General features: G+C 32.4%; 15 protein-coding genes. 8 read left to right on the top strand and 7 right to left on the bottom strand.

The features are described 5' to 3' along the window. The first annotated feature begins 54 nt into the window (after positions 1–54). Both map and ACI5KZ_RS10440 read left to right on the top strand, forming a co-directional pair. Positions 55–873 carry a type I methionyl aminopeptidase gene (map, locus tag ACI5KZ_RS10445; protein WP_109308587.1) on the top strand — a complete coding sequence of 273 codons (819 nt, stop codon included), beginning with the start codon at positions 55–57 and terminating at the stop codon, positions 871–873. A gap of 2 nt (positions 874–875) precedes the next feature. Continuing rightward, complete coding sequence (locus ACI5KZ_RS10440) at positions 876–1,640, top strand: class I SAM-dependent methyltransferase (RefSeq protein WP_406847603.1); 765 nt, start codon at positions 876–878, stop codon at positions 1,638–1,640. Between the two features lie 90 nt (positions 1,641–1,730). On the opposite strand, the gene ACI5KZ_RS10435 is transcribed toward ACI5KZ_RS10440, so the two are convergent. After that, positions 1,731–2,708 carry an FAD:protein FMN transferase gene (locus tag ACI5KZ_RS10435; protein ID WP_406847602.1) on the bottom strand — a complete coding sequence of 326 codons (978 nt, stop codon included), beginning with the start codon at positions 2,706–2,708 and terminating at the stop codon, positions 1,731–1,733. Next, positions 2,708–3,085 (bottom strand): Na(+)-translocating NADH-quinone reductase subunit F, encoded by a 378-nt coding sequence (locus ACI5KZ_RS10430; protein ID WP_406847601.1) that lies wholly within the window; start codon positions 3,083–3,085, stop codon positions 2,708–2,710. Before ACI5KZ_RS10430 ends, ACI5KZ_RS10435 begins: the two co-directional genes overlap by 1 nt. A gap of 350 nt (positions 3,086–3,435) precedes the next feature. On the opposite strand from ACI5KZ_RS10430, the gene ACI5KZ_RS10425 reads away from it, so the two are divergent. From ACI5KZ_RS10425 to ACI5KZ_RS10400, 6 genes are all read left to right on the top strand, one after another. After that, positions 3,436–3,627: a hypothetical protein gene (locus ACI5KZ_RS10425; RefSeq protein WP_109308578.1), complete on the top strand. Its 192-nt coding sequence runs from the start codon at positions 3,436–3,438 to the stop codon at positions 3,625–3,627. A 198-nt stretch (positions 3,628–3,825) separates the two neighbouring features. Continuing rightward, positions 3,826–4,575: a DUF6090 family protein gene (locus ACI5KZ_RS10420; protein ID WP_406847600.1), complete on the top strand. Its 750-nt coding sequence runs from the start codon at positions 3,826–3,828 to the stop codon at positions 4,573–4,575. 8 nt (positions 4,576–4,583) lie between these two features. Beyond that, positions 4,584–5,708: a DUF6090 family protein gene (locus tag ACI5KZ_RS10415; RefSeq protein WP_406847599.1), complete on the top strand. Its 1,125-nt coding sequence runs from the start codon at positions 4,584–4,586 to the stop codon at positions 5,706–5,708. A 64-nt stretch (positions 5,709–5,772) separates the two neighbouring features. Beyond that, the gene (locus ACI5KZ_RS10410; protein ID WP_406847598.1) at positions 5,773–6,795 is read left to right on the top strand and encodes a DUF6090 family protein; all 1,023 of its coding nucleotides are present in this window, start codon (positions 5,773–5,775) and stop codon (positions 6,793–6,795) included. A 119-nt stretch (positions 6,796–6,914) separates the two neighbouring features. Next, a complete protein-coding gene (ggt, locus tag ACI5KZ_RS10405; protein WP_406847597.1) occupies positions 6,915–8,612 on the top strand; it encodes a gamma-glutamyltransferase in 1,698 nt (565 codons plus the stop codon). 59 nt (positions 8,613–8,671) lie between these two features. Then, positions 8,672–9,388, top strand: coding sequence for a DUF6090 family protein (locus ACI5KZ_RS10400; RefSeq protein ID WP_406847596.1), 717 nt, complete (start codon positions 8,672–8,674; stop codon positions 9,386–9,388). A 269-nt stretch (positions 9,389–9,657) separates the two neighbouring features. Here ACI5KZ_RS10400 and nqrF read toward each other — a convergent pair whose 3' ends face one another. From nqrF to ACI5KZ_RS10375, 5 genes are all read right to left on the bottom strand, one after another. Further along, positions 9,658–10,965: an NADH:ubiquinone reductase (Na(+)-transporting) subunit F gene (gene nqrF, locus ACI5KZ_RS10395; protein WP_109308737.1), complete on the bottom strand. Its 1,308-nt coding sequence runs from the start codon at positions 10,963–10,965 to the stop codon at positions 9,658–9,660. Between the two features lie 4 nt (positions 10,966–10,969). Next, positions 10,970–11,698, bottom strand: coding sequence for an NADH:ubiquinone reductase (Na(+)-transporting) subunit E (nqrE, locus tag ACI5KZ_RS10390; protein ID WP_109308572.1), 729 nt, complete (start codon positions 11,696–11,698; stop codon positions 10,970–10,972). Between the two features lie 74 nt (positions 11,699–11,772). Next, positions 11,773–12,417: an NADH:ubiquinone reductase (Na(+)-transporting) subunit D gene (locus ACI5KZ_RS10385; protein ID WP_109308571.1), complete on the bottom strand. Its 645-nt coding sequence runs from the start codon at positions 12,415–12,417 to the stop codon at positions 11,773–11,775. Between the two features lie 3 nt (positions 12,418–12,420). Beyond that, the gene (locus ACI5KZ_RS10380) at positions 12,421–13,167 is read right to left on the bottom strand and encodes a Na(+)-translocating NADH-quinone reductase subunit C (RefSeq protein WP_406847595.1); all 747 of its coding nucleotides are present in this window, start codon (positions 13,165–13,167) and stop codon (positions 12,421–12,423) included. 2 nt (positions 13,168–13,169) lie between these two features. Beyond that, positions 13,170–14,369, bottom strand: coding sequence for an NADH:ubiquinone reductase (Na(+)-transporting) subunit B (locus ACI5KZ_RS10375; RefSeq protein ID WP_109308569.1), 1,200 nt, complete (start codon positions 14,367–14,369; stop codon positions 13,170–13,172). Positions 14,370–14,401 lie beyond the last annotated feature (32 nt).

The raw sequence follows: 14,401 nt of genomic DNA, 5'->3' as shown, positions 1-14,401 counted from the left end.
ATAAAAAAGATTCCCATTTTAATTTTATTTATCTTTGCACATATTTTTTTAAGAATGATTATAGTAAAAACAAGAGAAGAGATTGAATTAATGCGTGAAAGTGCCTTGGTAGTATCAAGAACATTAGGCATGCTTGCTAAAGAAGTAAAGCCTGGTGTAACCACGTTACAATTAGATAAATTAGCTGAAGAATATATTCGAGAACAAGGAGCCATTCCTGGTTTTTTAGGTTTATACGATTTTCCTAACACACTTTGTATGAGTCCGAATTCTCAAGTAGTACATGGGTTTCCAACAAACGAACCTTTAAAAGAAGGAGACATTATCTCCATTGATTGTGGTGCTATTAAAAATGATTTCTATGGCGATCATGCCTATACTTTTGCAGTAGGCGAAATTGCTCCTGAAACCCAAAAACTGTTAGACGTTACTAAAGAATCTCTTTATGTTGGAATTCGCGAATTTAAAATTGGTAATCGAGTTGGAGATGTTGGTTATGCTATTCAAAAATACTGCGAAGATCATGGTTATGGCGTTGTTAGGGAACTTGTTGGTCATGGTTTAGGAAAAAAAATGCATGAAGACCCTGAAATGCCAAACTATGGAAAACGTGGTCGAGGTAAAAAATTTATTGAAGGCATGGTTGTAGCAATAGAACCTATGATAAATATGGGAACGCATCGCATTAAGCAACATAGAGATGGTTGGACCATTACAACTCTTGATAATAAACCTAGTGCGCATTTTGAACACGATGTGGCTATTTTAGATGGTAAACCCGAACTACTATCTACATTTGCCTATATTTATGAAGCTTTGGGAATTGTTTCCAATGAAGAAGATGCGTTTAGACAGAAAGCGTTAGTGCTTTAAAAATGAAGCGACTTTTTAAAACAATTCTTAACGTTATTCCTAGACCTATATTAATTAGGTTAAGCTATCTTGTACGTCCTGTTTTAGCTCTCTATTTAAAAGGAAATACTTTTACAGATCCAATAGACGGTAAAAGTTTCAAATCTTTTCTACCTTATGGTTATGGCATACAACGAAATAATGTTTTATCACCTTCTACACTTAGTTTAGAGCGTCACAGATTATTGTGGCTGTATTTACAAAATGAAACTGACTTCTTTTCAGCAGAAAAAAGTGTACTGCATTTTGCACCAGAACAATGTTTTTTAAATCGCTTCAAAAAATTAAAAAACTTAGATTATACCACAACAGACTTATTATCTCCTATTGCTGATGTAAAGGCAGATATTTGCAACCTTCCATTTAAAGATAATAGTTATGATATTATTTTATGCAATCATGTTTTAGAACATATTCCTGATGATACTAAAGCTATGCAAGAATTATATCGAGTATTGAAACCTGGAGGATATGGCATATTTCAAATTCCACAGGATATATCACGAGAAAAAACGTTTGAAGACGATAGCATAACTGATAAAAAAGAACGTGCTGCCATTTTTGGGCAGTACGATCACGTACGTATTTATGGACGTGACTATTTTGATAAGTTAAGAAGTATTGGTTTTAAAGTAGATGAAGTTGATTACACCTCTACTCTTTCCGAAGAAGACATTACTAAATACTGTTTAGCTAAAGGTGAAATAATTCCTGTGGTTTATAAATAGCTATATTATAACGTGGAGCTTAGCGACATGGAAATCTTTAAGAAAGTTACAGATTGCCACAGCAAATTAAAAATTTGTTAGTAATAACAACTAATTCTCTGGAAACCCATTTAAAGTCAATGTTTCAAATTCGTTTTGATCATTTTCAAAAATTAAAAACACCTTTAATTCTGGATGTATTTTTAAAAATTCTTTGACCTCCTCAAGTCCCATAGCTTTAAAAGCGGTTGCATAAGCATCAGCAGTCATACAATCTTTTGCTATAACAGATATACTCAACAAATTTGTTTTGCTTGGATAGCCAGTTTTGGCATCAATAATATGTGAATACCTATTCCCTAAACTATCGGTTTTAAATTTTCGATAGGTTCCAGAAGTTGCCATAGCTTCGTCGTGAATAGATATGGCTTTTAAAATAGATTGTGTGCCATCAAAATGTGGTTCCTCAACGCCTACTTTCCAGGCAGACTGTCTTTCAATATTTTTCCCTCTAGCTCTAATTTCGCCACCAATTTCAACTAAATAATTATGACTGTTTACACTTTCTAAAAACAAGCCAATTACATCCACACCATAGCCTTTAGCAATGGCATTAAAATCTATATATGTTCTAGGGTATTGCTTTTCAATTTTTAAATGATTTCGATTTACTTTATCAAGCCCAACACCAAGCATCAAACTATCAATTTTTAAGCTATCTAAACGTGCAATTTTTCCTTCTGGACCAAAATCCCAAGCATTTACAACAGCACCAATGGTTGGATCGAAAACACCTTGAGTTTGTTTGTAGATTTCTTTTGATGCATCAAAAACATGAGCAAAATGGGCATCGATATCAAACGCTTCATTACTATTTATTTTGGAGATGTCTGAATTGGCTTGATAGGTTGACATGGATTTATTAATAACATAAAACAAGCTATCAAATTGCTTTTGGTAATTAGTATCAGAATCGTAAATCACAGAATAACTAGTTCCAAAAACTTCACCATTCAACTTTGTGTTTTTAGGCTCTTGTTTGCAAGAGAACAAACATGAAATAAATAAAATTATTAATACTCTTATCATTAATTTAAATTAGTTTCAATGACCTGAATGCCATTGTATTCAATTAAATATTCTTCGTTTAAATAAATAGGTAAATCTTCGCCTTCGGGATTCCCAAGACCAACTCCTGCATATAGTACTTTAGCATCTTTTTCTGTAGCATGTTTCTTAAAAGACTCCATCCAAACAATATCATAATTGTTTGGGTTTTCGGGAAGTATGACTGCTCTAACAATAACAAAAAAATATTGACTTTTTTTATCGATACATACAAATTGTGGATGCTTCTTCAACTTGCTATTGATAGCAATAAATTCAAAACCCCGTTGTTCTAAATCTTTCCCAACATGATTCATTGCTAAATTGTGAAGTTCTTGTTCTGTAAGTGCTTTGCTCATGGTGCAAAATTAATATTATTTATTTGTCTGTACTAGAATTAAAAAATGTTTAACTTTAAATGCTAAACCAACCAAAGCTATCAATACATTTTCACCTTCTTACAACCCTTGTAAGTGAATGATAAAATTTTTTAGAAAAATTCGTCAACACCTTTTGGCGGAAAATAAATTTAGTAAATACCTTTTGTATGCGGCTGGAGAAATCCTTCTTGTAATGGTAGGCATTCTTTTAGCACTACAAGTAAGCAATTGGAATACTGCCAAACAACATAGAAGTATTGAACGAAATTATCTAAAAAATTTATTGAATTAATAGATACAGATTTAAATAGTAAATAAACATATAAACCATGGGAATATTTTGGGACTTATTACAACAAGATGAATTAGAAAAGCAAAAAAATCAGGCTGATAGCGTCGAAGATCGTGTAAAACATTTAGAAGAAGAATTAGCCAACACAAAAGTCTTACTTAAAAAAACATTAATTGCCTTAGAAACACATTTAGTAAAAGATATTGATGGCGATGGGAAAGCAGGTTAAATATTAAACTACTTAATAAGAACAGTAATTATTATAAAAAACAAAACATATGGATACTAAAACCATCATCTATATAATAGCATTTGCTCTTATTTTACGCATCGTATTTCGGTTAATTTCTAGATATAGAAAAGATCAAAAAAAATACAGAGGAAAGCAATGATTAAATTCTTTAGAAAAATCCGTCAAAACCTTCTAATGGAAAATAAAACAGGAAAATACTTTAAGTACGCCATTGGAGAAATTGTATTGGTAATGATAGGTATTTTACTTGCACTTCAAGTAAATAATTGGAATGAGAATAGAAAAGAACAAAAAAAGGAACAAGTCTATATTGAAAGATTGCAAGAAAACATTACTTCTGATTTAATACAACTTGACTTAAACATCGCTTTTTACACTAAAGTTTTCGACTATGGAAATTTAGCACTTGCCTATGCTGAAGGAGATGATGTAAAACCAAAGAGTCAATGGGAAATTTTAGTTTCCTTTTTTCATGCAAGTCAAATTTGGCCTTTTATAGCTACTACATCAACATATGAAGAATTAAAAAGTTCGGGAGAACTCTCACTTATTCAAAGCGTAGATTTAAGAAATAACCTCTCTTATTATCATGGAGGTGGTCTTCAAAGATACAACCATACAGTTGGCATTAAGCCTCCATATCGCAAAATGGTACGTGGACTCATTCCAACAAAAGTTCAAAATTATATGTGGGAACATTGTCATGTAACAGAAGGTGACACACAAATTCTTAAAGATTGTGAACCTTTTATTAATGAAATAGAAAGTAAGCTCATCTTAGATCATTTAACAAGCAACTCCGTTTTATTAGAAGAACTTCGGTATTATATGTCAGGAATTAAAGTTGGGTTGACAACTATAATTGAACAACGTAAACTGTGCCAACTTATACTAGATGAAATTAATAAAATTCAAAACAAATAATTATTTGTATGATCAAATTCTTTAGAAAAATACGCTACAACCTCATGGAACAAAACAAAACAGGCAAATACGTTAAATACGCTATTGGTGAAATTATTCTCGTGGTCATTGGGATTCTAATTGCTTTACAAATTAATAATTGGAATGAAGCTAGAAAAAGTGAAGACATTAGAAACAACTATTACAAGCAAGTTTTACAAGATTTAGCCAAGGACTATAAGACTATTAATAACCAAATTAAAACGCTTAATTCTAATATAGCACTGTATAATGAATTTGTAGCTGCCTTTCCAAATCAAAAAAACCCAGAAGCAATTGTTATGAGCGCAGCTAAACTTAATTATACATTTGCCTATCTACAATTCAATTCAAATACTATTGAAACGCTACAAACCACAGGAGACATTAAATTACTACCCTCGGAAATCAGAAATAAATTGATTGATTTAAAAAATATGCAAAACAATACTATAGCCCAAGCCTATGGTAATAATGATAATTTTATAAAGGAGTTTTTAAGCGCAATAAAACTAGGATACTCCCCCAATACGTTATTACTAAAAGGTGCAAGCCCACAATCAAATCAACTTTACACAGATTTAAAAGTTGCCAATAACTTCTCTGAAATCGCTCTAATTCTCAATGCAGCGTATGGCTTGAAAGATTTTACAGAGCGTGACCAATTAAAAGGATTTCAAGCCATAATCGAAAACATTAACACGTTATTCACGCTAATTAATAAAGAGTTAGGCAATCCGTACGAGAATATTGAAACTGTTATTAAACGTCTCAAAAAACTGGAAACGCTTTTAGAAGAAGGCAAGAGCATTGATGAAATTATTGTTGTGGCTAAAAACCAAGACAGAGGAGCACCAGAATATGATATTTCTGAAAATTACATCAACGCATTGGGTTATTTTGTTATGAATACCATGAAGCAAAATAATGAAGCCTTAAAGCTTTTTAAACTAAATATAGATTTATATCCAGAAGCTTTTAATACATATGATAGTTATGGCGAGTGCTTATTACTTATAGGAGACAAGGAAAATGCCATAAAGGCATACCAAAAATCTTTAGAGTTAAATCCTAGTAATGAATCTGCAATAAAAGCACTTTCAGAATTGAAATAAAAACAGATACCAAGACAAATAATAAATGATTAAATTCTTTCGAAAAATCCGTCAAAACCTTCTTATGGAAAACAAAACATCCAAATATTTCAAATATGCCATTGGAGAAATCATATTAGTAGTTATTGGAATTCTTATTGCGCTTCAAATAAATAATTGGAATGAAAAACGCTTAAACGAAAACAAAATTTTATCCATTTTAAAAGAAATTCAAAACGACTTAAAAGAAGACATTCTTAAATCTAAAGAACTGTTTGCTTATTATAAAGAACGTGACTCCATCATACAATTAGCAATTAACAACAAGCTCACAAGAGAAAATTATTTGAGCGACAAAAAGTATTATTATATTAACGTTGCAATGAATGCCTTTCATCTTAAAATCCATAGTAACGGCTATCAAAATTTTTCTAATAACTTGGATAACGTTCCAAAAAAATATCAAGAAGTTATATCTACTCTCAACGAAATTTACACCTATAACAAATACGAAATAGATAAATTTGACACCAGAATAGATAAAATTACAGACCGTTTAATAGACAATCTTGGAGCAACAAAAACTTGGTTTTACAATGTTAGCCAAGATAAAATAAGTAATGAGGCCATCCACTATTTCTTAAATGATTCGCTTTATAAAAATGCACTTCATATATACAGTAATGCGGCTTTTAACCTAACAAATCACGTTAGTCAATTTAACCAAAATGCTATTAAAGCTTATCGAACAATTGCTGAACTTACTGGAAACCCAAAAGAACTGCCAGATTTTATTCCACATCATTTAATAGATGTTACACCTCAACAATTTAAAGAGCTTTCTGGCAATTACACACTAGTTAAACTCAAATTTTCAACTGGAGATATTCTTGAATTAACTGAACCTTATATAATGAAAGTAGATGAACAACGTTTAGAATTTAGCTATATAGAGACCAATGAAACTTTTAATTTATACTTCAAAAATAACACAACACTTTATGCTGATAATTTAGAAGCCTTTATTTTAAAAGATGATAACAATCGTGTAATTGGTTTAAATGTGAAATTCTTTAACGATGAATTTGAATTTATAAAAACAGAGTAATCTCGTTTCATTTTATAAGATTATAAAATCAATTACCGAACAATGATCAAACTCTCTAGAAATACAAGTTATTAATTTAATAAAAATATGACATTTAACTGTTAACAAATCCAACTACAATGAAAACAACTATAAAACCTCATTTCACACTATTATTTGGCCTCTTTCTTGTCGTCAATTCATCCATTTCATTTGCACAATCCTATGCCAAAAACGGCATGGTGGTTACTGCAAGTAAAATAGCTTCTCAAACAGGAGTTGATATCTTAAAACAAGGAGGCAATGCTGTTGATGCAAGTATTGCAACGGCATTTACTTTGGCTGTTACGCATCCAACAGCTGGAAATATAGGTGGTGGTGGCTTTATAGTTTTTATGAATTCTGAAGGAAAAACAACAACCATAGACTTTAGAGAGAAAGCACCTTTAGCTGCTACAGAAACCATGTTTTTAGATAAAAACGGCAAAATTAAAGACGACAGTAATCATAAAGGTTTATTAGCCGTAGGTGTTCCTGGCACAGTTGCTGGCTTGTATTTAGCACATCAGAAATATGGGAAATTGCCCTGGAAGGACTTAGTACAACCTGCTATTAAATTAGCCGAAAACGGATTTGAATTCAATTGGACTTTGTATGGTGAAGCATTATATTTTAGAAGTAAAGCAGATGAATTCCCTTTTATGACAACCTATTTTAATAACGAAAAGGGGGAAATATCTCAACCAGGAGACATATGGAAGCAACCTGCTTTAGCCAATACTTTAAAACAAATTAGAGACCATGGACGAGATGGATTCTATAAAGGTGAAGTCGCAAAGAAAATTGAAGATTACATGGCTGCTAATGGAGGTGTTATTACAAGAGAGGATTTAGCTAAGTATGATGCTATAGAGCGTGAACCCATAAAAGGTACTTACAAAGGTTATGATATTTATGGTATGCCTCCACCAAGTTCTGGAGGTGTAGCACTTATTGAAATGATGAACCTTATGGAATTAGTTGATTGGAATAATATTGAATTTAATTCAACCGAATATGTTCACATACTTGCTGAAGCCATGCGTAGAACTTTTGCAGATAGAGCTGAATTTTTAGGTGATCCAGATTTTAATCTCGATATGCCATTAGATAGATTAACATCTAAAGAACATGCTAAAAATAGGTTTGAAAATATAAATTTGGCAAAAGCTTCAGTTAGCGACTCTACTAAATTTGGACAAATTTACGATGGCAAAAACACCACCCATCTTTCGGTAATCGATAAAGACGGAAATGCTGTTTCACTTACTTACACATTAGAAAATTGGTATGGTGTTAAAATGGGTTCCAAAGATCTTGGCTTTATATTTAATAATGAAATGGGAGACTTTAATCCAATTCCTGGTTTTACAGACTCAGGCTGGTTAATTGGTACAAAACCTAATTTAATAGCTCCAGAAAAACGTATGCTTTCCAGTATGACTCCTACTATTGTTGCAAAAGATAGCAAACCATATTTAATTATTGGAAGTCCTGGAGGACGAACCATTATCAATACGGTTTTTCAAACCACTCTAAATGTTTTAGAATTTAATATGCCTATTGATAAAGCTATTGAAGTTATGAAAATTCATCATCAATGGTTACCAGATGTTCTTACTTATGAAGTTGATTTAATGTCTCCAGATACAAGAAAGGCATTAGAAGCTATGGGACATTCATTAAAAGCAACAAGCTATTTAGGCGCCTTAATGGGAATTACAATAAATCCAGAAAACAATATAATTACTGGAGCTTCGGATTCTTCTCGTCCAGAAGGTGGAGCCATTGGGTATTAAAATAAAATTAATAACAATTTCTAATGATTAAATTTTTTAGAAAAATACGATACAACCTAATGCAAAAAGGGAAAACAGGCAAGTATCTTAAATACGCCATAGGCGAAATTATTCTTGTAGTGATTGGAATTTTGATTGCGCTTCAAGTTAATGATTGGAATGAAAACAGAAAGGCATTTCATAGAAAAAATGCCTTACTTAAATCTTTACAATCGGAGTTTAAACTTAACTTATTACAACTAGATTCTGTACTTTACTATGACAATTTAGCTGTTAAAAATTCATTAAAATTATTACATCTTGATGCATCAAAAATAAAAAATTGGCATAGAGACTCATTGAGAATATTAATTCAAAACTCAAGTTGGACTTGGACTTTTGACCCCTTAAACGGTGCCTTAAGATCTGGTGTGTCTTCTGGAGATATTAATTTAATCCATAATGATAGTTTAAAAATATTAATTTACAATTGGCAAGACGTTGTAGCTGATGCTAAAGAAAATGAAAATCGTGCACATAATACTAGGTGGAATGAGAAAGTATTAGAAAAACACATTAGAAATGTAGATTATAGAAGTGCTGACAGAGCAGAATTAGGAAAAAGTAAATTTCAATCGGATTATAAAAGTCTTATACAAGACCCTCTTTTTGAAGATTATATCTCTAACAGATATGCTCGAATTAGAGAAGCTGTTTTAGAACTAAACCAAGTAAGAGCACAAAATGTAACAATACTTAAATTGATTAATCTAGAAATTAATGTTGATAAACAATAATCAATTTCATTATAAAAATATACAATCTCTTTTGAACATATAATAAACAACTTGTTATTCCGACATAGCTATTCTACTGTCGCTCAAGATAAGCTATAAGCAACGAAGAATCTCATTATGGGATAACTTGACAAAATAGAAATAACAAAACATCTAACTAAAGTATGTTAAAATAAAAACCCAACACTTTCGTGTTGGGTTTATTTTTGTATTATATATTCTTCGCACAAGCTCAGAATGATATTTATAATATAAATAGTGATTATCGCCTAGCCACCAAAGTCATCAAATCGAATATGCTCATCTGGAATGCCAAAATCTTCACCCATTTTCTGAACAGCCTGGTTCATTAATGGTGGTCCACAGAAATACAATTCGATATCCTCTGGAGTTTCATGATGATTTAAATAGTTTTCAATTACACAGTTATGAATAAACCCTACAAACCCATCTCCTGGAGCATCAATATTTTCTTTAACTTTCCAGTTGTCTTCTGGCATTGGCTCAGATAATGCTAAATAGAACTTAAAGTTAGGGAAGTCTCTCTCTAATTCAGCAAAGTGTTCTAAGTAGAATAACTCGCGTTTCGAACGTCCACCATACCAATACGTTACTTTCCTACCTGTTTTTAAGGTTTTGAATAAGTGGTATAAATGCGAACGCATAGGTGCCATTCCTGCTCCACCTCCAACATAAAGCATCTCGCTTTCAGACTCATTGATAAAGAACTCACCATAAGGACCGGAAATAGTTACTTTGTCTCCTGGTTTTTGGTTAAATATATATGAAGATGCAATCCCAGGATTGACATCCATCCATCCACCTTTAGCACGATCGAAAGGAGGAGTTGCAATACGAACGTTTAACATAATTTCTCGTCCTTCGGCAGGATAAGAAGCCATGGAATAAGCTCTTTCAACAGTCTCAGTGTTTTTCATTACTAATGGCCAAAGTTTAAATTTATCCCATTCAGCTTGAAATTTATCTGGAGTTTCGTGTTCTTCAGGATGGGCAGTAATATCCATATCTTGAAACTTAATCTCGCAAGGAGGAATTTCAATTTGAATATAACCACCAGCTTTATAACCCATATCTTCAGGGATTTCAACTACAAATTCCTTAATAAATGAGGCTACGTTATAATTACGAACTACGGTTGCTTCCCATTTTTTAATCCCGAAAACTTCTTCTGGAATGGTAATTTCCATGTCTTGTTTCACTTTTACCTGACAAGACAAACGTGCTCCATGTTGTAATTCTTTACGTGTAAAATGAGGGGTTTCAGTAGGAAGTGCTTCGCCTCCACCTGAAAGCACATGACATTCACATTGAATACATGTTCCACCACCACCACAAGCCGATGGTAAGAATATTTTTTGAGACCCTAATGTAGATAACAAACTATCTCCAGAGCCAACCTCAATTTCTCTTTCACCATTTATTAAGATCTTTACGGGACCTGAAGGTGATAATTTTTGTTTTACAACCAATAATAATGTAACTAATAACAATGTAATTATTAAGAAAGCGATTACGGTTATTATGATTGTTCCTAATGTACTTGCTGCTAATACTATCATGCTATTCAATTACTTTTAGTGTGTTATCAGCTAATGCTTCTGTTTTATTTTCTTCTTGTTCAACAACAGGCTTTACAACGGCTGTTTTCACTTCAGTTTCTACTTCTTCGTCACCTCCAGTTAGCATGCCTCCAAAGCTCATAAAACCAATAGCCATTAAACCTGTAATTATAAATGTGATTCCTAATCCTCTTAATGGAGCTGGCACATTTGAGTATCTAATTTTTTCACGAATCGCTGCAATTGCAAGAATTGCTAAAAACCATCCAATTCCAGAACCAATACCGTAAGTTGTTGCTAATCCTAAAGTAGCTATCTCTCTTGATTGCATAAATAATGAACCACCTAAGATGGCACAGTTTACAGCAATTAATGGTAAGAAAATACCTAGAGAGTTATATAATGAAGGAGAAAATTTCTCAACAATTATCTCTACTAATTGCACCATAGTAGCGATGGTAGCAATAAACATAATAAACGAAAGGAAGCTTAAATCGTAATCTGCATATTCTGCACCTAACCATTTTAAAGCTCCTGGTTGTAATAAATATTGATCTAGTAACCAGTTTAATGGTACTGTAATAGCTAATACAAAGATAACTGCTGCTCCTAATCCAACTGCAGTAGCTACTTTTTTGGATACAGCAAGGTAAGAACACATTCCCAGGAATACTGAAAATACCATGTTATCTATAAATATTGATTTGAAAAATAATTCTATATGTTCCATTTTTTTCTAGTGTTCAGTATTCAGTGTTCAGTGTTCAGTAACTACTTACTGCGACTGCCAACTGATTACTAATTTTAGTCTTCTATTAATGCTTTGTTTTTACTACGTTGTACCCAAATAATAATTCCCACAACTATTAACGCCATTGGAGGCATAATCATAAATCCGTTATTTTCGTAACCAGTTGCATATAAGCCTGTTTTTGCAATTGGATCTCCTAAAACTGGAATTCCAAATAATGTTCCAGAACCTAATAGTTCTCTAAAGAATCCAACAATAATCAAAATTACACCATATCCTAAAGCATTTCCAATACCATCAAGAAAAGCACGCCAAGGACCATTTCCTAAAGCAAATGCTTCAAAACGTCCCATAATGATACAGTTGGTAATTATTAAACCTACAAACACAGATAAGGTTTTACTTAATTCGTATGCAAAAGCTTTTAATACTAAATCTACAATAATTACTAAAGTAGCCACTACGATTAGTTGCACGATAATTCTAATTTTAGACGGAATAATATTTCGCATTAAAGAAATAACAACGTTACCGACTCCAAGTACGAATATTACTGAAATTGCCATTACTAGAGAAGCTTGAAGTTCTGCAGTAATTGCTAAAGCAGAACAGATACCAAGTACTTGAATAGTAATTGGATTATCATCTGCTAAAGGATCTAATATTAGTTTGGCATCTTTTTTAGATAAAAGTCCCATAAATTATTTGTTTTTTAAGTTTTCAAAATAAGGCACATACAATTTTAACTCGCTTCTAAGCATGGCAGAAACACCATCTCCAGTTATTGTTGCTCCAGCTATTGCATCAACCTCGTTATCTGTTTTATCTATGTTTAAAGGGTCTGCATTACCTTTTGCAACTGCTATTCCTTTAAATTTTCCATTATGCTTTAAATCTTCACCAATAAAATCGTCCATAAAGAAACGTTTATTGATGTTAGCTCCTAGACCAGCCGTTTCCCCTTTATGGTCGAAAAAAGCACCTTGTATAACCATGTTTTCATCCATAGCTATGTAAGCCCATATTGCATCCCAAAGACCTTTTCCTCTAATTGGAGCAATATAATAAGTAAGCCCTTCTTTTTCACCTATAAATAACGGTAACCTTCTTTCTTTACCTGCTTTTGCATTGGTTTGTTCTTTCTTAACATCAATTAAATAAGCCTCGTTATCTTCAGTAACATTATCACCTTGAATAACTATTTGCTTTTTAATGTATTCTGAAAATAATTTTGGAGCTTCTTTAGTTGAAACAAAAATAGCATTGCTATCATCGTTTTCATTGATTCCCATAGCATACAAAATGTTTTGTTGCTTTTCTAATTCTCTATTAGTTGTAATCCTATCTTTTAGTGATGAGGATGCATAAGCTAATAATGAACCAACAACCAATACCATACCTATGGCAAAAATGATGGTGTATGAATTTTTATCTGTTCTCTTTTCCATTATTATGCGTTTTTAACTTTAAGACGTTTCATTCTTTGTTTCACATTACCTTGAACCACATAATGATCGATTGTAGGTGCAAATACGTTCATTAACAATATAGCTAACATAACACCTTCTGGATATGCAGGGTTGAATACACGAATCATGATGGATAAAAACCCAATTAAGAATCCATAAATCCATTTCCCTTTATTTGTTTGTGAACCTGTTACAGGATCTGTAGCCATAAAGACGGTTCCAAATGCAAAACCTCCAATTAATAAATGCTCCCAAAATGGTGTACTCATTAATCCATAAAATTTGCTTCCTTCTGAAATAATATCTGCATTAACAAGTCCATTAAATATTAAGCCCATTATTAAAGCTCCAACAACAGAGGATAACATGATTCTCCAACTTCCTATTTTTGTGAATATTAAGAACAAACCTCCTAATAGTATCAATAACGTGGAAGTTTCTCCAACCGAACCAGGTATAAAACCGTAGAACATGTCTGATATTGAATAGACAACTTCTTTCCCTTGAGCTAAAGAACCTAGTATTGTTTCACCAGAGATGGCGTCCAGTTTTTCTCCTGCTGCAATTAATTGATCTCTTTCTACTGCTCCATGCACCCATACTTTATCTCCTGACATCCAAGTTGGATATGCAAAGAATAGAAAGGCACGTATGGTTAAAGCAGGATTTAAGATATTCATTCCTGTTCCTCCAAAAACTTCTTTTCCAATAACAACACCAAAGGCAATTGCAACAGCAAGCATCCAAAGTGGTGTATCGATTGGTACAATAAGAGGCACTAACATTCCAGTAACTAAGTATCCTTCTTCAACTTCATGTTTGTTTATAACAGCGAATAAAAATTCGATGGCTAAACCTACACCATAAGAAACGATTACTAGAGGTAATATTTTTATCAATCCAACGTAGAAGGCATCCCAGGACAAAAATTCTACTGGTGTACCGAAGGCTGCAAAATGCTGATAACCAGCATTAAACATCCCAAAGATTAAACATGGTACCATAGCCATAATAACTATGTTCATGGTACGTTTTAAATCGTCTGCTACTTTAATATGAGTTCCATTATGTGTGGTCTCATTTGGTAAGTATAAAAAAGTATGAAGTGCGTTAAACGCAGGAGCCATTTTGGTTCCTTTATACTTTTCTTTTAAATTATGTAATGTGCTTTTTAAACCCATGGTTCTTTTTTTAATATTTTCATTTCTTCTAA

This window comes from Xanthomarina sp. GH4-25 (assembly GCF_045363175.1).
Taxonomy (GTDB): Bacteria; Bacteroidota; Bacteroidia; order Flavobacteriales; family Flavobacteriaceae; genus Xanthomarina.
Note: the sequence above shows the minus strand (reverse complement) of the source record. Positions and strands in the feature narration are given on the sequence as shown.

Bases quoted from the DNA above. Each gene is read 5' to 3' on its own strand.
- map (WP_109308587.1), top strand. From the start codon at position 55: ATGATTATAGTAAAAACAAGAGAAGAGATTGAATTAATGCGTGAAAGT.
- ACI5KZ_RS10440 (WP_406847603.1), top strand. From the start codon at position 876: ATGAAGCGACTTTTTAAAACAATTCTTAACGTTATTCCTAGACCTATA.
- ACI5KZ_RS10435 (WP_406847602.1), bottom strand. From the start codon at position 2,708: ATGATAAGAGTATTAATAATTTTATTTATTTCATGTTTGTTCTCTTGC.
- ACI5KZ_RS10430 (WP_406847601.1), bottom strand. From the start codon at position 3,085: ATGAGCAAAGCACTTACAGAACAAGAACTTCACAATTTAGCAATGAAT.
- ACI5KZ_RS10425 (WP_109308578.1), top strand. From the start codon at position 3,436: ATGGGAATATTTTGGGACTTATTACAACAAGATGAATTAGAAAAGCAA.
- ACI5KZ_RS10420 (WP_406847600.1), top strand. From the start codon at position 3,826: ATGGAAAATAAAACAGGAAAATACTTTAAGTACGCCATTGGAGAAATT.
- ACI5KZ_RS10415 (WP_406847599.1), top strand. From the start codon at position 4,584: ATGATCAAATTCTTTAGAAAAATACGCTACAACCTCATGGAACAAAAC.
- ACI5KZ_RS10410 (WP_406847598.1), top strand. From the start codon at position 5,773: ATGGAAAACAAAACATCCAAATATTTCAAATATGCCATTGGAGAAATC.
- ggt (WP_406847597.1), top strand. From the start codon at position 6,915: ATGAAAACAACTATAAAACCTCATTTCACACTATTATTTGGCCTCTTT.
- ACI5KZ_RS10400 (WP_406847596.1), top strand. From the start codon at position 8,672: ATGCAAAAAGGGAAAACAGGCAAGTATCTTAAATACGCCATAGGCGAA.
- nqrE (WP_109308572.1), bottom strand. From the start codon at position 11,698: ATGGAACATATAGAATTATTTTTCAAATCAATATTTATAGATAACATG.
- ACI5KZ_RS10385 (WP_109308571.1), bottom strand. From the start codon at position 12,417: ATGGGACTTTTATCTAAAAAAGATGCCAAACTAATATTAGATCCTTTA.
- ACI5KZ_RS10380 (WP_406847595.1), bottom strand. From the start codon at position 13,167: ATGGAAAAGAGAACAGATAAAAATTCATACACCATCATTTTTGCCATA.
- ACI5KZ_RS10375 (WP_109308569.1), bottom strand. From the start codon at position 14,369: ATGGGTTTAAAAAGCACATTACATAATTTAAAAGAAAAGTATAAAGGA.